An 18,269-nucleotide genomic window follows, 5' to 3' on the forward strand; every position below is an offset into this window, starting at 1 on the left:
GCCTAGGCTCGTGCCGATGAGAGACGACGACGTCCCGGCCGAGCCGAGCCGCCCCTCCTGGTTGTCCGCGAGGGGAGCCGTGCTGACGGTGGCGATCGTCGTGGGCATCTCGCCCTTCGCGACCGACATGTACATCCCCGCGCTGCCGGCCATCGCGCGCGACCTCGGGGCGTCGACGGCCGAGGTGCAGCTCAGCCTGACGGCGTTCCTCGTCGCGTTCGCGGTCGGGCAGATCGTGATCGGGCCGATCAGCGACGGTCGGGGCAGGAGGCGCATCCTGCTGGGCGGGACCGTCCTGTTCGCCCTCGCCTCCCTCGCCTGCGCCGTGGCTCCCGACGCGGCCACCCTCGTCGTCGCGCGCGTCGCGCAGGGCCTCGGCGGCGCGGCGGGCTCGGTGGCCGCCCGGGCCATGGTGGGCGACGCGACGACGGGCCTCGTGCGCAGCAGGCTCTTCGCGACGCTCGCCGCGATCAACGCCGTCGGCCCGGTCGTCGCCCCGCTCGTGGGCGGTGTCGTGCTCTCGGTGTCGAGCTGGAGGGCGACGTTCGTCGTGCTCGCGGTGCTCGGGGCCGCCCTGACCTGGGCGGCCGCGCGCCGTCTGCCCGAGACGCTCGTCGACCCCGAGCCGGGTGCGGGCTCGCTGGTCGCCTCGCTGCGACGGATGGGCACGCTGCTCGCGATGCCGCGCTTCCGGTGGTACCTCGTGACAGGGTGCGCCGCGACGATCGGGTTCTTCTCGTACATCGCGACGTCGTCGTTCGTCTTCCAGGAGCAGTACGGCTTCGGCGAGGGCCTCTACACGCTCGTCTTCGCCTCGAACGCGTCGTGCATGATCGCCTCGACCCTGGTGTTCCGCCGCCTCGTCGGGCGCTTCGCCGAGGACCACCTCTTCACCGTGGGGCTCGTCACCTGCACCGTGGGGTCGGCCCTCGTGCTCGTCGGTGCGCTGACCGGCGTCGGCCCGGCACTGATCTGGCCCGCGCTCGCCCTCGTGACGGCGGGCTGGGGCTGGGTCATCCCCGGGTCGATCACCCTGACGCAGGCGCTCGGGCACCGCGCGCCCGGTACGGCCGCCGCGCTCGCGGGCGGCCTGCAGTTCGGGCTCGGCGGTGCCGCTACCCCGCTCGCCGGGGCACTCGGCGGCACGGCCGTGGTCATGGGCGCGCTGATGCTCGGGTTCATCGCCGCCGGTCTGGCCGTGCAGCTGTGGGCGTCGTCGCGAGGCGGCACCTCGGCGACCTGACCCCGGGGGCCCGACCCGCGCCTCCTGCCGTCGATCCGGGGCTGGTGCGCCGGCCCGGGTGGTGCCACCCTGGGCTCGACGCCGTCCGGCGCCGTGACCCGAGGAGGCCCCCGTGACCGTGCAGCTCACCCCGTACCTGGCGTTCCGCTCCGAGGCGAGGGAGGCGTTCGACTTCTACGCCTCCGTCTTCGGCGGCAGCCCCACCTTCAGCACCTTCGGCGAGTTCGGCGTCGGCACCCCCGACGAGGCCGAGAAGGTCATGCACGCCCAGCTGGCCACGCCGTCGGGCCTGCTGCTGATGGGGGCGGACCGCCCCGACTCGTACCCGCTCGAGGAGGCGAGCAGCGTGTCGCTCTCGCTCTTCGGCGGACCCGACGACGCCGAGACGTTGACCGGATGGTTCGATGCGCTCGCCGAGGGCGGCACCGTGCACGAGGCCCTGTCGCAGGCGCCGTGGGGCGACTCGTTCGGCATGCTCGACGACCGCTTCGGCCAGCACTGGATGGTCAACGTCGGCGGCACCGCGGCCTGAGTCGGCACCGCGGCCTGAGCCGGCGCCGCGGCCTGAGTCGGCGCCGCGGCCTGAGCCGGGGCACGCCCGACGGACGAGGAGGCGCGGTGGCGGTCGCCAGGGTCGCCCCATCTCAGTCGCGCCCGAGCCGGCCGATCACGCTCTCGTCGAGTCGGGCGAGCAGGTCGGCCACGTCGTCGTAGACCTCCTCGGCCCCCGCCTCGACCAGCTCGGCCCGGGAGAAGCCGCCGCTCAGCACGCCGATGCAGGTCACGCCCGCCCGGTGCGCGGCCTCGACGTCCCACACGGCGTCGCCGACCATGACGGCGCGTTCGGCCGGCACGTCCGCCTTGTCGAGGGCGACCTCGACGATGCCCGGGTCGGGTTTGGCGGTCTCGACGTCCTCGCTCGAGGTGACGGCCCAGAGGGCGTCCTCGACGTCGAGCAGGTCGCGCAGCGCCGTCAGCTCCTCCTCGGGCGCGCTCGTGGCGAGCACGACGCCGTGCCCCCGGCGAGCGAGCTCGGCGAGCAGGTCGGTCGCCCGCTCGAAGACGTGCAGGTCGCCCCGCTCGCCGAGGTGCTCGGCGTAATGGCGTGAGTGCGCGTCCTTGGCGTCGTCGAGGAGGCGCGTGGCGGCGTCCTTCCCGACCAGCCCCTCGACCAGCAGGGACGAGTCCTTGCCGATCGACCGGTGGATGCGCCAGCTGTCGACGGGGTGGCCGACGTCGGTGAAGGCCCGCGACCAGGCGTCGACGTGCGCGAAGTTCGAGTCCACCAGGGTGCCGTCGATGTCGAAGAGGACGGCGGTGGACGGAGCAGAGGACGTGGGGGAGGTCATCCCGCCACCCTGCCCCCGAACGAGCGAAGGTGCACGGACTGCACGAGATCGGCCCGGATCAAGACGACACCTGTTGCTCATGGGTCCCTGCGGGCGTACGTTCGCAGACGGGCTCGTCGACGAGCCCGACCGGCCCCGACGGTCGGCCCACGAACGAGGAAGGCACGCACCATGGCACGGTTCAGCGACAAGACGGCACTCGTCACCGGCGGAGGCAGCGGCATCGGCGCCGCGATCTCGCGCTCCCTGGCGGCCGAGGGGGCATCGGTGGTCGTCACCGACATCAAGCTCGACGCGGCCCAGGGCGTCGTCGACCAGATCGTCGCCGCGGGCGGCACGGCCGTGGCGTTCGAGCAGAACACCGCGAAGCCCGAGCAGTCCGAGGCGGCCGTCCAGTTCGCGAAGACGACCTACGGTGCCCTCCACCTCGCGGTCAACAACGCGGGCATCGGCGCCCCCGCCGCCGACATCGGCGAGTACGACATCGCCGCCTGGGACCGCGTCCGCTCGGTCGACCTCGACGGCGTCTTCTACGGCCTGCGTTACCAGCTGCCCGCGATGGTCGAGGCGGGCGGCGGTTCGATCGTCAACATGAGCTCGGTGCTCGGCTCGGTCGGCATCGCCCAGAACGCCGCCTACGTCGCGAGCAAGCACGCCCTGGTCGGCCTGACCAAGGTCGCCGCGCTCGAGTACTCGAAGCGCGGCGTCCGCACCAACGCGGTCGGCCCCGGCTTCATCGACACGCCCCTCGTCCGCGCCTCGCTCGAGGGCGACGCGCTCTCGTACCTCGAGTCGCAGCACGCGACCGGTCGCCTCGGGACCGACGCCGAGGTCTCGGCGCTCGTCCTCTTCCTGCTGAGCGACGAGGCGTCGTTCGTCACGGGCAGCTACCACCTCGTCGACGGCGGCTACTCGGCGCACTGACGACCGTCCCTCAGGAGGCGCGGTGCGGGGAGTCCTGCGCCGCGCCTCCGCTGCCGGTCCGCTTCAGCCCGGCTTCAGCGCGCTCCCGCCATGATGGGCACGACGCGCACCCGGCGCGACCGAGGGAGGCCCCGTGCGCGTGCTCGTCGTCGAGGACCAGGCGACCCTGGCCGAGGGTCTGCGGCTCGGGCTCGAGGCCGAGGGGATCGCGGTCGACGTCGCGGCGACCGGCACCGACGGGCTCTGGCGGACCCGTGAGGGCAGCTACGACGTGGTCGTCCTCGACATCATGCTGCCCGGCATGAGCGGCTACGCCGTGTGCCGGGCGATGCGCGAGGGAGGCGACTGGACCCCCGTCATCGTGTTGACCGCCAAGGACGGCGAGTGGGACCAGGTCGAGGCCCTCGACACCGGCGCCGACGACTACCTCACCAAACCGTTCTCCTTCGCCGTCCTGCTCGCCCGGCTGCGCGCCCTCGTCCGCCGCGGTGCCCGTGAACGCCCCGTGGTGCTCGAGGCCGGCGACCTCCGCGTCGACCCCGCCTCGCGGAGCGTCCACCGTGGCGACGTCGAGGTCGAGCTCACGAGCCGCGAGTTCGCGGTGCTCGAGTTCCTCATGCGTCACGCCGGCAGCGTCGTGACCAAGCGCGAGGTGCTCGACGGGGTCTGGAACGACGACTTCGAGGGCGACCCCAACATCGTCGAGGTGTACGTGCGTCACCTGCGCAACAAGGTCGACCGGCCGTTCGGCCGAGAAGCCATCGTCACGCTCCGGGGGGCGGGCTACCGTCTGGAGGCGCGGGGTGGCTGAGCGGGCCCCTCGCCGCCCGGCTCCCGGGCCCGGGCCGTCCGCCGGCATCGGGCCGCGCCGGGTGCGACGGGCGTCGCTGCGGTCGCGCATCACCGTGGCCGCCGTGCTCGCCGTGGCGCTGACCCTCGGGGTGTTCGCCCTCGTCTTCGCGCTCGTGCAACAGGCCGTGCTCGCCGACGCCCCGCGCCAGGCCGCCTCGGCCGACGTGGACCGCGCCGTGTCGGCCCTCGCGATCGGTTCGACGCCGAGCGTGGCCGTCGCGGGCGAGACGGACGGGTCCCTGGTCGTCGTGACCGACGCGTCCGGGCGCGTGCTCGCCGTGGGAGGCGACGACGACTTCGCCGACGTCGCCTCGTCGATCGCGTCGTCCGGTTCGGGGGACCGGGTCTCGCTCGACGGCGACGCGTTCGTCGTCGAACGCGAGGACGTCGGGGTCGAGAGCACCGCGACGCCGACGCCGGCCGCGTCGACCCCGACCCCGACGCCGACCCCCACGGATGACGACGACGACGCCGACGCCGACTCCGGGTCGGGCGGCTCGCGCCCCGACGACGGCGAGGCGGACGACGACGCCACGTCCTCCACCGACGTCGCCACCCCCGTCCCCACCCGGGTCGTCACGACCGGGTACGGCGTCGTGGCCGCGCGCTCCCTCGAGGAGGCGAGCGCCGCCTCCTCGGCCAGTCTCGTCACGCTCGGCGTGGCGATCCCGGTGGCCCTGCTCGTGCTGGGCGTCACCACCTGGCTCGTCGTGGGCCGTGCCCTGCGCCCGGTCGAGTCGATGCGCCGCGAGGTCGACACGGTCACGGCCCAGAGCCTGTCGCACCGGTTGCCCGACCCGGGCGGTGGCGACGAGATCGCCCGCCTCGCCCGCACGCTGAACGGGATGCTCGACCGGCTCGACTCGTCGGCGACGGCCCAGCGGCGCTTCGTCGGCGACGCCTCGCACGAGCTGAAGACGCCGCTCGCCACCATCCGGCAGCACGCCGAGGTCGCGCTGCTGCACCCCGGCAGCATCGACGGCGCGGCCCTGGCCGGCACCGTGCTCGGCGAGGAGGCGCGGTTGACGGCGCTCGTGCAGGGCCTGTTGGTCCTCGCCAGGGCGGACGAGGGCGCCCTGGGGGTGACGCGCCGCCCGGTCGACCTCGACGACCTCGTGGTGTCGGAGACCGCCCGCCTGCGCGGCGTCGCCCGTCCCGACGGTCGGGGGCCGCTCGCCGTCGACGCCACGGCCGTCGGCCCGGCTCGCGTCGACGGCGACGAGGGGCTGCTCGGCCAGGTCGTGCACAACCTCGTCGCGAACGCGGCCCGGCACGCCGACGCCCGCGTCGCCGTGGCCCTCGTCGAGCGCGACGGAGGCGTGGTCCTCGCCGTGGACGACGACGGCGCCGGGGTGGCCGAGGCGGACCGCGAGCGGGTGTTCGACCGGTTCGTGCGCCTCGACGAGGCCCGCGCCCGCGACGCGGGCGGAAGCGGACTGGGGCTCGCCATCGTGCGCGAGATCGTCAGGGTCCACGGAGGCGCGGTGTCGGTCACGGCCTCGCCTCTCGGAGGTGCCCGGTTCGTGGTCCACCTCCCCGCCGGTCCCGCCTGACCCGAGCGCCCCACCGGGTGGTCGGCGGGTTCCCGTCCTGCCGGGCGGGTGCGCGCCGACCCGCCGAGGGGCACGTGGACCCGCCCACTCCGGTCACGCGACCCGCGCCTCCTGAACGGATCTTCAGGTCGCTTCAGGACCGCTTCAGTGCCCTCTCGCGAGAGTGGGGTCCATCAGCTCGAGAGAGCGACAGACCCGGCCGCCCGGCGGCCCCACGAACGGAGCGAACCATGCTGAAGAACACCCTCACCAAGAAGAAGTCCCTGCTGATCGCCGGCGGAATCGCGGGCGTCCTCGTGCTGGGCGGCGGCGGCGTGGCCCTCGCCTCGGGCCTCGACGACGGCGTGTCCGCGCAGACCCGCGACCGGGCCCAGGAGGCGGCGCTCGCCGAGACCGGCGGCGGCACCGTGACCGAGGTCGACACCCTCGACGACGGACTCGTCGGCTACGAGGTCGAGGTCGTCCTGCCCGACGGTCGCGAGGCGACGGTGCTGCTCGACGGGGACCACTCCGTCACCTCGAGCCGCGTCGACGACGACTCGCGCGGGTCCGGCGCCACCCCGACGCCCGTCGCCGGCGACGACCGCGACGACGACTCGCTCGGGTCGGACGCCACCCCGACGCCCGCCGCGGGTCCGGGGCTCGACGACTCGGCCCGCGACGACGACCTGACCGGCGCGGACTACGACCGGGCCGCGGCCGCCGCCCTCGCCGCCGCCGGTGGGGGCACGGTGACCGACGCCGACCGCAGCGACGACACCGGCGTGGCCTACGAGGTCGACGTGCGCCTCGACGACGGCACCGAGGTCGACGTCGACCTCGACCAGGCGTTCGGCGTGGTGCGCACGGACGTCGACGCCCGCCGCTGACGGGACGGGGCCCGGCCGTGCCAGGCCCGGCCCGGCCAGGCCTGCCGGGCCCCGTGATGGGAGACTGGTTCCGTGCCCACCTTCTCCGCCGCCCGAGGCGACTACGAGTTCACCGACGCCCACGGCGTGACCGTGCACTACTACGTCTGGAAGGCGGCGTCGCCCAAGGCCGTGGTGCAGCTCGCCCACGGCCTCGGCGAGTACGCCCTGCGCTACGAGGACCTCGCCCAGGACCTCGTGCGGGCCGGCTACACGGTCTACGCGAACGACCACCTCGGTCACGGCGAGACCGGCCTCGGCCAGTGGGGCGGTGACCACACGAAGCTCGGCCGCCTGGGCCCGTCGGGGCTGCGCGGGGCGATGGAGGCGGTGGTCCGGTTGACGGGCATCGCGCGCTCCGAGAACCCCGGCTCGCCGCTCGTGCTGCTCGGGCACTCGTGGGGCTCGTTGATGGCGCAGAAGCTCGTCGACGAGGGCTCCGACCGGTTCGACGCCGTCGTGCTGAGCGGCACGGCCTACCGCATGCCCGGCAGCATGAACGCGGGCGACCTGAACGCCCGGCACGCCCACCTCGGCGACACCGGCTACGAGTGGCTCAGCCGGGACCAGGCCGTGGTCGACGCCATGGCTGCCGACCCCCTGTCGGTGCAGGCGACGGCCCGACAGCTGTTCGGCACGGCCGACACGCTGCGGCTGATGGGTCGCCCCTCGACCCGGCTCGCGAGCGACCTCCCCGTGCTCGTCCTCGTCGGCGACGACGACCCGCTCGGCGGCGAGGCCAGCGCCCGCAAGCTCGCCGACGCGTACGTCAACCGCAGTCGGCTCAGCGACGTCGAGCTCGTGGTCTACCAGGGCGCCCGGCACGAGGTGTTCCGCGAGACCAACCGCGACGAGGTCGTCGCCGACCTGGTGCGGTGGCTCGACGACCGCGTGGGGCACCAGGCATAGGCTGCGACCATGCACGGTGAGTACAAGGTCCCAGGCGGAAAGCTCGTGGTCGTCGACCTCGACGTCAGAGAGGGGCGCATCGCCGGGTTCCGTCTCGCCGGTGACTTCTTCCTCGAGCCCGACACGGCGCTCGACGCCGTCGACCGGGCGGTGAACGGCCTGCCGGTCGAGTCCGACGCGGCGACGATCGCGGCGACGATCAAGCAGGGGCTGCCGGCCGACGCGGTGCTGCTCGGCTTCTCGCCCGAGGCGATCGCCGTGGCGATCCGCCGCAGCCTCTCGAAGGCGACCGACTGGCGCGACTACGACTGGCAGATCATCCACGACGCCCCGGTGTCGCCCAACGTGCACCTCGCCCTCGACCAGGTGCTCACCGAAGAGGTCGGAGCGGGCCGCCGCGGGCCCACGCTCCGCTTCTGGGAGTGGGACCAGCCCGCCGTGGTCATCGGCAGCTTCCAGTCGTTGAAGAACGAGGTCGACCTCGACGCCGCCTCGACCCACGGCTTCGAGGTCGTGCGCCGCATCAGCGGCGGCGGTGCGATGTTCATGGACGCCCAGTCGATCGTGACCTACTCGCTCTACGCCCCGGGCGAGCTCGTGCAGGGCATGAGCTTCGCCGACTCGTACGCGTACCTCGACGAATGGGTCATCACCGCGCTCAAGTCGCTCGGCATCGACGCCTTCTACCAACCGCTCAACGACATCACCAGCGCCAAGGGCAAGATCGGCGGGGCTGCGCAGAAGCGCCTGGGCAACGGGGCCCTGCTGCACCACGCCACCATGTCGTACGACATGGACGGCGACAAGATGGTCAAGGTCCTGCGCATCGGCCGCGAGAAGATGAGCGACAAGGGCACCACCAGCGCCGCCAAGCGCGTCGACCCCCTCCGGAGCCAGACGGGATTGTCCCGCGCCGAGATCATCGAGCGGCTCAAGCAGACCTTCACCGGCCTCTACGGGGCGACCGAAGGGCACGTCACCGAGGCCGAGCTCGAGAAGGCCGAGCAGCTCGTCACCTCCAAGTTCGCGACGCCCGAGTGGCTGGCGCGCGTGCCCTGAGCACGTGAGGGGCGCCGTCGAGGCGACCCGCGCCTCCTGCCGGGGGTCCGGCTCGGCGGTCTCGCCGTGGTCGCCTCGGCGGCCGCACCGCGGTCAGCGGTCGAGCAGCTCGCGGTAGTCGACGTGGTCCTCGACGAAGTCGACCACGAACGGGCAGACCGGCACGACGCGCAGGTCGGTGTTCGCGCGCACGTCGTCGAGGGCGCCCTGGACGAGCCGGGCCCCGAGGCCGGCGGATCGTCGGCTGGGGTCGATCTCGGTGTGGGTGAAGCGGATCTCGTGGCCGGCGACGTCGTAGGCCGCGAAGCCGATCGTCTCGCCGTCCTCGACGAGGGCGTACTGGTTCTGGGTGGGGCGGTTCTCTACCTCGGTGGTCATCCCGACACGCTACGCGCCCCGGGCCGGGAGTCGGGCGCGTGTCGGTGCCCGCCAGGCAGCAGAATGGTCGGATGCCCCTCGACTGGACCACCGCCTCCCCGAGCCTCGTGGTCCACGGTGACGCCCTCGACGTCACGGCGCAGCTGCCCGACGGCGGGTTCACGATCGTCTACCTCGACCCCCCGTTCAACACCGGGCGGCAGCAGCGTCGCCGGTCGACGACGTCCGTGCGCAGCGCCGAGGACTCGACCACCTCGGTGGCGGGCTTCAAGGGCGTGCGGTACGAGCGCATCCGGGGCGACCTGATGGGCTACGACGACCGCTTCGAGGACTACTGGTCGTTCCTCGAACCGCGCCTGGCCGAGGCCTGGCGGCTGCTCGCCCCCGACGGCACCCTCTACCTGCACCTGGACTACCGCGAGGCGCACTACGCGAAGGTGCTGCTCGACGCCCTGTTCGGGCGGGACTGCTTCCTGAACGAGATCATCTGGGCCTACGACTACGGCGCCAAGAGCCGCACCCGGTGGCCGACCAAGCACGACACGATCCTGGTCTACGTGAAAGACCCCACGAAGTACCACTTCGACTCGACGAGCGTCGACCGCGAGCCGTACATGGCCCCGGGGCTCGTCACGCCCGAGAAGGTCGCCCGGGGCAAGCTGCCGACCGACGTGTGGTGGCACACCATCGTGTCGCCGACCGGTCGCGAGAAGACGGGCTACCCGACGCAGAAGCCCGAGGGCGTGTTGCGTCGCATCGTGCAGGCCTCCAGCCGCGAAGGCGACTGGGTGCTCGACTTCTTCGCCGGCAGCGGCACCACCGGGGCGGTGGCGGATGCCCTCGGTCGTCGTTACCTGCTCGTCGACAGCAACGAGGAGGCGGTGGCCGTCATGCGCAGACGGCTCCCGTCGGCGCAGGTCGAGTCGGTCTGACGGCGTGCAGGTCGGCGGCCGAGACGGCCGTCGTGACCGACCCCCGGACGAACGACACGAGTTGCTCGTGGGTCAGACCCTGCATCTGCTGGGCGGAGAAGCCCGACGGGCACGTCATCGCACGACGCCGAGCGCGAGGAGCAGGGCGGCGACGAGGCTGACGCTCGCGCCGGTGGCAGCCGTGGCGATGACGGCCAGCGTTCGCTGGCGGGCGGTGTCGCGCACCTCGGAGAAGGTGCTGCGGGCAGTGGTGCGGTCGCTGCGAGCGACGTCGATCGTGGTCATGTTCGGCTCGTCTCTGGCACCCCTGCGATGCCTGGCGGAACGGTGGGACTTCGGACGGTCACGACACCGCCGTGAATCGGCGCCGTGCGGTCAGACTGTCACGTCGATGGTTAGTCGATCTAGTCAGTTCACCAGTTGTTCGCTCAACGGCTAGGAAGGATGGTGGCCCGTGCCCGTGCCCGTGCCCGTGCCCGTGCCCGTGCCCGTGCCCGTGCCCGCCCGGTCGGCCGGATCGCCGTCGACGTGGTGGTCGTCGATCTCGATCGCGGCCGTCATGCGCTGCAGGAAGCCCACGACCACGGCCGCCTCGTCGGCGTCGAGCGACTCGGCCGTCGAGATCATGCGAGCGTGCATCGCCGCCATGGTGTCGCGCACCTCGGTGTTCGAGTCGCCCGTGGCAGTCAGCAGGACCCCGCGCTTGTCGGTCGGGTGGGGGTGGCGCAGCATGTGCCCGCTCGCGACGAGGCGGTTGATCAACACCGACGTCGACGCCGAGGTGATCTTCAGCTGGGCGGCCAGTTCTTTCGCGCTGACGGGGTCGCCGAGCCGTTGGGCCCGGAGCAGGAACCGCAGGGCGGCGAGGTCGGTGTCGTTCATCTTCATCGACTTGCGGGTGCGGGCCCGCATCGCGACCTCGGCGGCACGGTAGGCGCGGAGGGTGTTCAACACCGTGACGCCGCGCTCTTCGGTGCTGCTGCTGTACCAATAGCCGGACGCGTCGAAGGGCGCGGCGGTGGCGTGCTGATCGGGCATGAGGGGGAGTCTAGCCCCGTCGCTAGTCCGTCTAGCAAAAAGTCATCGCTGACCAGGTTTTTCTCGTTGTCAACCCCTGTGCTGCGGCTCGTGGCCGTCCTAGGCTCGACATGTCCGCCTCGAGTGGGCAGAGGCGTCCCGCCGTGTCGACCAGAGCTTCACGCAGGGAATCGATTCGGTGGGGCGTCCCATGACGGAGAAAGGCCGCACACCCCGTGGGTGTGCGGCCTTCGGTCGTCTCGCCTCCCGCGTGAGCTTCACGGGCAGGGAACGCCGGACGCGGGACGAACCGTTCGGCACCGAAGCGCCGTCGAGGGAACGCTACCCGACACCTGCCGTGTCGCGACACCAGCTCGAGCGGATCGGGTGCCGGGCGAACGTCGCGCCGGGCACCCGATCAGCGCCGAGACGAGGTGTCGCCGCGCCGTTCTTCCGTGGGCACGACGTCGATCGAACCCGTGTCGGGGGCGACCAGCGAACCGGTCTGCGCGGCGGCGGCCTGCGCCGCGAGTGCGGCGTCGGCGGCCACGGCGGCCCGCGCGTCGTCGGCTGCCTCGTCGATGGCCGACTTCTGGCGCAGCGGCGTGGCCTTGAGGAAGAAGCTCAGCACGAAGGCCACGAGCACCACCACCAGGGCGACCCAGAAGACCGTCACGGCCGCGTTCGCGAAGCCGTCGAGGAACGGCGCGGCGAGACGGCGGTCGGCCGTGTTGAGGAACGACGTGTTGCCGTCGAGTGCGCCGCCGACCTGCGACGTGTCGCCGCCTCCGGCCGCCTGGTAGAGCTTGAGGATCGCGGCGTTCGCCGGGTCGCTCAGCACCGACTGGTCGGCGAGGGCGGCCTGGGCGCGGCCCTGCAGGCTCGAGTCGGCGAAGGCGTCCGCGATCGTCTGGGGGATGCGGCTGAAGAGCACGGAGAACAGCACGGCCGTGCCGAGCGTCCCGCCGATCTGTCGGAAGAACGTCGACGCCGACGTGGCCACGCCGATGTCGCGGGCCCCGACCGAGTTCTGCGAGGCGATGGTCAGGGTCTGCATCAGCTGTCCGAGTCCCAGGCCGACCAACAGCATGCCGACCATCATGAACCAGTACGGCTTGTCGAACGAGAGGTTCGTGAACCAGAAGAACCCGGCCGCCATGAACGCCGTGCCCGTGATCGGGAAGATCTTGTACTTGCCCGTCCGTGAGATGAGCTGGCCGGCGACGATCGACGAGATCATCAGGCCGGCGATCATCGGCAGCATCTGGAAGCCGCTCTCGGTCGGGGTCGCCCCGTTCACGAGCTGCAGGTACAGCGGAACCGTCAGCAGGGCGCCGAACATGCCGAACCCGACGAGCACGCCGAGCACGGTCGCCATCGAGAAGGTGGGGTTGCGGAACAGCTTCAGCGGGATGAGTGCGTCGTCGCCCATCGATCGCTCGATCACGACGAACGCGACGATGCCGACGGCCCCGATGACGTAGCAGGCGAAGGCCCCGGGCGAGCTCCAGCCCCAGGTGCGGCCCTGCTCGGCCACCAGCAGCAACGGCACGGCGGCCACGATGACGGCGGCGGCGCCGAACCAGTCGATGCGGACGTTCTCGCGACGCTTCTGGCCCGGGATGTGCAAGAACCGCACGACGATGAACAGCGCCACGATGCCGATCGGCACGTTGATCAGGAACACCCAGCGCCAGCCGGTGACGAAGAGGATCTGGTCGGCTCCGGCGAAGAGTCCGCCGACGAGCGGGCCGATGACGCTCGAGATGCCGAACACGGCGAGGAAGTAGCCCTGGTACTTCGCGCGCTCACGCGGGGCCAGGATGTCGCCCATGATCGTCAGCGGCAGGGCCATGAGGCCGCCGGCGCCCATGCCCTGGATCGCCCGGAAGATGGCGAGCTGGTACATGCTCTCGGAGAAGCCGGCCGCGACGGACCCCAGCAAGAAGATCGTGATGGCGATCAGGAAGAGCGGTCGCCTTCCGAAGATGTCGCTGAGCTTGCCGTAGATGGGCGTCGAGATGGTCGACACGATCAGGTAGGCGGTGGTCACCCAGGCCTGCAGGCTGAGCCCGTCGAGGTCGTCCGCGATCGTCCGCATCGAGGTGCCGACGATCGTCTGGTCGAGGGCCGAGAGGAACATGCCGGCCATCAGGCCGAAGATGACGTACAGGATCTGGCGGTGGGTCATCAGGCCCTGGCGCTCGGCGGGGGCCGTGGTCGTGGGTGCGGAGGCGGCGCTCGACATGGTGTCTCTTCTGTCTGGAAGGGGGAGGCGCGACGAGGAATTGCGCAGTACGCAAAGTTACTTCACCGGCAAGCATCCGACAACAAGAGGGATCGTCCGTCCCTGTCGGTCCGTTGCTCGTGACTAGGCTCGACGCGATGTCACGCCGCCCTTCCCTGCCGCACCCCGCGGCCACCGTCCTGGCCGTCGTCCTCTCGGCCGGCCTGCTGGCCGCGTGCTCGGGGGGCGCGCCCGAGCCGAGCACGAGCACCTCGGCCGCGACCGTCTCGCCGACGCTCACCCCCACCCCGACCCCGACCGAGGAGGCGCCTCCCACGTCCCCCACGACACCCGCGTTCGACAAGGCGGCCCGGTCGGTCGACGACCCCGCCAGCCTCTGGGTCGTCAGCGACAAGCTGCGCGCGCTCGACCCGGTCGACTACGTCCCCGGCGATCTCGTCACGCCCGACGTGGCGCACCAGAACCCGCCGACCCTCCGCGCCGAGGCGGCTGCCGCGGTCGTCGAGATGTTCCGGGCGGGCGAGGCCGAGGGGGCCGGGGCGTTCCAGGTGCAGAGCGCCTACCGCTCGTACGACACCCAGGTGAGCGTCTACGCCGGCTGGGTCCAGCGTCTCGGGCAGGCACAGGCCGATGCACAGAGCGCCCGTCCGGGATTCAGCGAGCACCAGACCGGGCTCGCCCTCGACATCAGCCCCGTGCCGCTCAGTTGCGCGCTGCAGGCCTGCTTCGGCGACACGCCCCAGGGGACGTGGCTGGCGGCCAACGCGTGGCGCTTCGGGTTCTTGCTGCGCTACCCGGCCGACAAGGTCGCCGTGACCGGCTTCACCTTCGAGCCGTGGCATTTCCGGTACGTGGGCGTGCCCCTCGCCACCGAGATGCACGACACGGGCGTCACCACGCTCGAGGAGTTCTTCGGCCTCCCGGCCGCCCCCGACTACGCGGGCTGACCCTGCCGCCTGCCCGCCGCCACCTGCCCGCCGCGCGCCCCGCGAACCGCACGACGGGCGTGTTCGTCGGACACGGGCGACCGACGTCGCCCGTCCGTCACGAACACGCCCGTCGGGCGGTGCGGGAGGCGCGGGTCAGGCGCCGAGCGCCGCGTCGACGATGGTCTTCGCCTCGGCCTGGACGCGGGCGAGGTGCTCGGGGCCCTCGAACGACTCGGCGTAGATCTTGTAGACGTCCTCGGTGCCGCTGGGGCGGGCCGCGAACCAGGCCTTGTCGGTGACGACCTTGACGCCGCCGACGGCCGCGTCGTTGCCCGGAGCCTTGCTGAGCTTGGCCGTGATGCGGTCGCCCGCGAGCTCGGTCGCCTCGATGGCGTCGCCGTCGAGCTTGCCCAGACGGGTCTTCTGCTCTTTCGTCGCCGCCGCGTCGACCCGCTGGTAGACCGGGTCGCCGTACTTCTCGACCAGTTCGGCGTAGAGCTGCGAGGGGGTCTTGCCGGTGACGGCGATGATCTCGCTCGCGAGCAGGGCGAGCAGGATGCCGTCCTTGTCGGTCGTCCAGACGGTGCCGTCCTTGCGCAGGAAGGACGCGCCGGCGCTCTCTTCGCCACCGAAGGCGACCGAGCCGTCCACCAGCCCGGGGACGAACCACTTGAACCCGACCGGGACCTCCCACAGGCGACGCCCGTGCGACTCGGCGACCTTGTCGATGATGCTCGACGAGACGAGGGTCTTGCCGATGGCCGCGTCGTCGCGCCACTCGGGGCGGTGCGTGTAGAGGTAGTCGATGGCGACCGCGAGGTAGTGGTTCGGGTTCATCAGGCCGCCGTCGGGCGTGACGATGCCGTGCCGGTCGGCGTCGGCGTCGTTGCCGGTCAGGACGTCGAACTCGTCCTTACGGCGCACGACGCTGGCCATCGCCGAGGGGCTCGACGGGTCCATGCGGATCTTGCCGTCCCAGTCGAGCGTCATGAAGCGCCAGGTGGGGTCGACGCCCGGGTTCGTGACGGTGAGGTCGAGGCCGTAGACGTCGCGGATCGCGCCCCAGTACTCGACGCTCGCGCCACCGAGCGGGTCGGCACCGATCTTCACGCCAGCCTTCTTGATGGCGTCGATGTCGATGATGTTGACGAGGTCGCCCACGTAGCCGCGGAGGAAGTCGTGGCGGCCGGGCGTGCCGACGCCGCGCTTCACGTCGACGTTGCCGGCGGCGATGATCTCGTTGGCGCGGTTCGCGATCCAGTTCGTGGCGTCGCTGTCGGCCGGCCCGCCGTGGGGCGGGTTGTACTTGAAGCCGCCGTCGCGGGGCGGGTTGTGGCTGGGGGTGACGACGATGCCGTCGGCCTTGTCGGTGTTCGCGGGGTCGTTGTTGTAGACCAGGATCGCGTGGCTGAGCGCGGGCGTCGGCACGTAGCCGCCCTCGGCGTCGGCCAGCACCTTCACGTCGTTGCCGGTGAGCACCTCGACCGCGGTGCGCTCGGCGGGGCCGCTCAGGATGTGCGTGTCGCGCCCGATGAACAGCGGGCCGGTGATGCCCTGACCCGCGCGGTACTCGACGATCGCCTGCGTGATGGCGGCGATGTGGGTCTCGTTGAAGGCGGCGTCGAGCGAGGACCCGCGGTGGCCCGAGGTGCCGAAGACGACCTTCTGCTCGACCTCGCCGACGTCGGGGACGAGTTCGTAGTACGCGGCCGTGACCTCTTCGGGGTCGATCAGGTCGCTGGCTTCTGCGGGGGTTCCGGCACGGTCGGTCATGGGGACATCCTGGCACCCGCCGCCGACCTTCGTCGCGGTGCCCGGGCGGCTCTCAGTAGGCTCCTCGTCATGCCGACCCGCGCCTCCTCGACGACCTACAGCTACCTCGGGCCCGCGGGCACGTTCACCGAGGCGGCGCTCAAGCAGGTGCCCGAGGCCGTCGGGGCCACCTGGAAGAGCGTCAACAACGTCGGCGAGGCCCTGGCCGACGTCGTCTCGGGCGTCAGCACGGCCGCGATGATCGCGATCGAGAACAGCGTCGAGGGCGGGGTCAGTGCGACGCAGGACGCCCTCGCCACGGTGCCGGGCCTCCGCATCGTCGGCGAGTACCTGGTGCGCGTCAACTTCGTGCTCGTCGCCCGGCCGGGCACCCGCATCGAGGAGGTGCGGGTCGTCAACGCGCACCCGGTCGCCTACGCGCAGACCCACCGCTGGCTCGAACGCAACCTGCCCGGCCACGGTCACCTGCCGGCCTCGTCGAACGTGGCCGCCGCCGCCTCGCTGCTCGAGCCGGGCGGCGCCGGGGGCTCCGCGGACGCCGCGGTCGCGCCTCCCGGCATCACCGACCACCACGACCTCGAGGTGCTCGCCCGCGAGATCGGCGACAACGACCAGGCCGTCACGCGCTTCGTGCTGGTCAGCCGGACGGTGCCCGTGCCGCCCGCGACCGGTGCCGACAAGACCAGCCTGATCGTCGAGCTGCCGGCCGACGGCTCGGGGGCCCTGGTCGACATGCTCGAGCAGTTCGCGACCCGCGGCATCAACCTCAGCCTCATCCAGTCGCGACCGATCGGCGACGCCCTCGGGCGCTATCGGTTCGTCATCGACCTCGAGGGGCACGTGCTCGACGAACGCGTGGCCGACGCCCTGCTCGGGCTGAAGCGCTTCAGCCCGAGCGTGATGTTCCTCGGGTCGTACCCTCGTGCCGACGGCGCCCCGGCCGAGGTCTCGCCGCGGTACGACGACGAGGCCTTCGTCGACGCCCGCGAGTGGTTGCGCGGGTTGATCAGCGGCCTGCGCTGATCAGCGGCCTGCGCTGACGACCGGCCTCGCTCGGCCGGCCGCCCGTGCCGATCAGGCGTCGGCCGGCACGCGGACGGTCAGGCCGCCCGGGTCGACGACCGCACGCAGGGCGACGACCTTGCCGACGGAGTCGCCGTCGATCTCGAAGTCCTGGGGGGAGTCGAGGCGGACCACGAGCTTCTTGCCCTTGTTGTAGCGCAGGGTGCGCACCTCGCGGCTGTTGGCGGCGAGGATGCGGCGGCCGACCTGGGTGCGGCGCATGACGCCGTTCTCCCACACAATCTTGACCCAGATCTGCACCCAGCCGAAGAAGCCCTCGGGGCGCAGGGCGACGATGTCGAAGATGCCGTCGTCGATCGCCGCGTCGGGCAGCAGCATGATGTTGGCGGGCAGCAGGCCGCAGTTGCCGACGATGATCGTGTGGGCGCGCATCGACTTGCGGCCCTGGTCGTCGAGCTCGTACCGGACGTCGATCTTGTTGTCGTCGCGGAGCGCGCGGGCGATGGCGTCGACGTAGGCGAGCCACCCGACGCGCTTCTTCAGCTCGTCGTTGGTGTTCGCGAGCATCTTCGCGTCGAGGCCGACGCCCGCCATGACGACGAACGCCTTGGTCTCGCGCGAGCCGTCCTCACGCTCGACGTCGACGACGCCGAGGTCGATGTCACGGTCGCGACCGCTGAACGCCGTCGCGATCGAGTCGTCGAGGTTGTCGAGCGAGAGCTCGAGGTTGCGGGCCAACAGGTTGCCCGTGCCCGAGGGCAGCAGGGCGAGGGACGCGTCGGTGCCCTGCAGGGCCTCGGCCACGGCACGCACCGTGCCGTCGCCCCCCGCGGCGATCACCATGTCGACGCCCTCGGCGAGGGCCTGCTTCGTCACCTCGCCGCCCGGGTCTTCCTTGCTGGTCTCGTAGAACGTCGTGGGGGCCCAGCCGTTCGAGAACTCGTGGCGCCCGACGGCCGTCTTGATGGCGTCGAGGTCGACCTTGATCGGGTTGTAGACGACCGCGGCGGTCTGGCGAGCCGTCTCGGGCTCGGATGCCGAGGCGTGCTCGGCGGGGGAGGGGGAGGTGGCGGTCATGGGGCGAGCGTATTGGACGCACCCCCGTCAGGTAACGGGAAGGCGAAGGCTCTGTGCAGAACGTCGGCCGCGCGGGTGCCGTTGCTTAGGATGGG

The 18,269-nt window shown here is 72.0% G+C and carries 18 protein-coding genes; 11 read left to right on the plus strand and 7 right to left on the minus strand.

Annotated elements, in window-relative coordinates; translation table 11 throughout:
• Positions 1–16: 16 nt before the first annotated feature.
• Both IFT79_RS10755 and IFT79_RS10760 read left to right on the plus strand, forming a co-directional pair.
• Entirely contained in the window at positions 17–1,243 is a 1,227-nt protein-coding gene (locus IFT79_RS10755) for a multidrug effflux MFS transporter (protein WP_192124160.1), read from the plus strand.
• A gap of 112 nt (positions 1,244–1,355) precedes the next feature.
• A complete protein-coding gene (locus tag IFT79_RS10760) occupies positions 1,356–1,775 on the plus strand; it encodes a VOC family protein (protein ID WP_056047339.1) in 420 nt (139 codons plus the stop codon).
• A gap of 112 nt (positions 1,776–1,887) precedes the next feature.
• Here IFT79_RS10760 and IFT79_RS10765 read toward each other — a convergent pair whose 3' ends face one another.
• Complete coding sequence (locus IFT79_RS10765; RefSeq protein WP_192124162.1) at positions 1,888–2,592, minus strand: HAD family hydrolase; 705 nt, start codon at positions 2,590–2,592, stop codon at positions 1,888–1,890.
• A gap of 171 nt (positions 2,593–2,763) precedes the next feature.
• Between IFT79_RS10765 and IFT79_RS10770 the strand changes: the two genes are divergently transcribed.
• The 6 genes from IFT79_RS10770 (at position 2,764) to IFT79_RS10795 (ending at position 8,797) form a co-directional block, all read left to right on the plus strand.
• Positions 2,764–3,516, plus strand: coding sequence for an SDR family NAD(P)-dependent oxidoreductase (locus IFT79_RS10770; RefSeq protein ID WP_192124164.1), 753 nt, complete (start codon positions 2,764–2,766; stop codon positions 3,514–3,516).
• Between the two features lie 133 nt (positions 3,517–3,649).
• A complete protein-coding gene (locus tag IFT79_RS10775; protein WP_056047329.1) occupies positions 3,650–4,327 on the plus strand; it encodes a response regulator transcription factor in 678 nt (225 codons plus the stop codon).
• A complete protein-coding gene (locus IFT79_RS10780; protein ID WP_342211825.1) occupies positions 4,320–5,921 on the plus strand; it encodes a HAMP domain-containing sensor histidine kinase in 1,602 nt (533 codons plus the stop codon). The genes IFT79_RS10775 and IFT79_RS10780 overlap by 8 nt, the downstream gene beginning before the upstream one ends.
• Positions 5,922–6,151: 230 nt before the next feature.
• The gene (locus IFT79_RS10785; protein WP_192124166.1) at positions 6,152–6,790 is read left to right on the plus strand and encodes a PepSY domain-containing protein; all 639 of its coding nucleotides are present in this window, start codon (positions 6,152–6,154) and stop codon (positions 6,788–6,790) included.
• 72 nt (positions 6,791–6,862) lie between these two features.
• Positions 6,863–7,738, plus strand: coding sequence for an alpha/beta fold hydrolase (locus IFT79_RS10790; protein WP_056047320.1), 876 nt, complete (start codon positions 6,863–6,865; stop codon positions 7,736–7,738).
• A gap of 9 nt (positions 7,739–7,747) precedes the next feature.
• Complete coding sequence (locus tag IFT79_RS10795) at positions 7,748–8,797, plus strand: lipoate--protein ligase family protein (RefSeq protein WP_056047318.1); 1,050 nt, start codon at positions 7,748–7,750, stop codon at positions 8,795–8,797.
• A gap of 93 nt (positions 8,798–8,890) precedes the next feature.
• Here the strand turns inward: IFT79_RS10795 and IFT79_RS10800 are convergent, their stop codons facing one another.
• Positions 8,891–9,175, minus strand: coding sequence for a GNAT family N-acetyltransferase (locus tag IFT79_RS10800; protein WP_056047314.1), 285 nt, complete (start codon positions 9,173–9,175; stop codon positions 8,891–8,893).
• 71 nt (positions 9,176–9,246) lie between these two features.
• Here IFT79_RS10800 and IFT79_RS10805 point away from each other — a divergent pair, with 71 nt between their 5' ends.
• Positions 9,247–10,107 carry a DNA-methyltransferase gene (locus IFT79_RS10805; protein WP_159825869.1) on the plus strand — a complete coding sequence of 287 codons (861 nt, stop codon included), beginning with the start codon at positions 9,247–9,249 and terminating at the stop codon, positions 10,105–10,107.
• A gap of 114 nt (positions 10,108–10,221) precedes the next feature.
• On the opposite strand, the gene IFT79_RS10810 is transcribed toward IFT79_RS10805, so the two are convergent.
• The 3 genes from IFT79_RS10810 to IFT79_RS10820 form a co-directional block, all read right to left on the minus strand.
• Positions 10,222–10,392 carry a hypothetical protein gene (locus IFT79_RS10810; RefSeq protein WP_157485415.1) on the minus strand — a complete coding sequence of 57 codons (171 nt, stop codon included), beginning with the start codon at positions 10,390–10,392 and terminating at the stop codon, positions 10,222–10,224.
• Positions 10,393–10,542: 150 nt separating this feature from the next.
• A complete protein-coding gene (locus IFT79_RS10815; RefSeq protein WP_192124169.1) occupies positions 10,543–11,145 on the minus strand; it encodes a MarR family winged helix-turn-helix transcriptional regulator in 603 nt (200 codons plus the stop codon).
• A 397-nt stretch (positions 11,146–11,542) separates the two neighbouring features.
• On the minus strand, positions 11,543–13,372 hold the full coding sequence (locus tag IFT79_RS10820) for an MDR family MFS transporter (RefSeq protein ID WP_249407980.1): 1,830 nt from the start codon (positions 13,370–13,372) through the stop codon (positions 11,543–11,545).
• Between the two features lie 137 nt (positions 13,373–13,509).
• Between IFT79_RS10820 and IFT79_RS10825 the strand changes: the two genes are divergently transcribed.
• Positions 13,510–14,319, plus strand: a complete 810-nt coding sequence (locus IFT79_RS10825; RefSeq protein WP_159825871.1) for a M15 family metallopeptidase — start codon at positions 13,510–13,512, stop codon at positions 14,317–14,319.
• Positions 14,320–14,454: 135 nt separating this feature from the next.
• Here the strand turns inward: IFT79_RS10825 and pgm are convergent, their stop codons facing one another.
• Positions 14,455–16,074, minus strand: a complete 1,620-nt coding sequence (gene pgm, locus IFT79_RS10830; protein WP_056047304.1) for a phosphoglucomutase (alpha-D-glucose-1,6-bisphosphate-dependent) — start codon at positions 16,072–16,074, stop codon at positions 14,455–14,457.
• Between the two features lie 69 nt (positions 16,075–16,143).
• On the opposite strand from pgm, the gene pheA reads away from it, so the two are divergent.
• Complete coding sequence (gene pheA / locus IFT79_RS10835; RefSeq protein WP_159825873.1) at positions 16,144–17,097, plus strand: prephenate dehydratase; 954 nt, start codon at positions 16,144–16,146, stop codon at positions 17,095–17,097.
• Between the two features lie 51 nt (positions 17,098–17,148).
• On the opposite strand, the gene IFT79_RS10840 is transcribed toward pheA, so the two are convergent.
• On the minus strand, positions 17,149–18,174 hold the full coding sequence (locus tag IFT79_RS10840; protein ID WP_159825874.1) for a diacylglycerol/lipid kinase family protein: 1,026 nt from the start codon (positions 18,172–18,174) through the stop codon (positions 17,149–17,151).
• Between the last annotated feature and the right edge of the window lie 95 nt (positions 18,175–18,269).

This window comes from Frigoribacterium sp. CFBP 8759, from assembly GCF_014841655.1.
GTDB lineage: Bacteria > Actinomycetota > Actinomycetes > Actinomycetales > Microbacteriaceae > Frigoribacterium.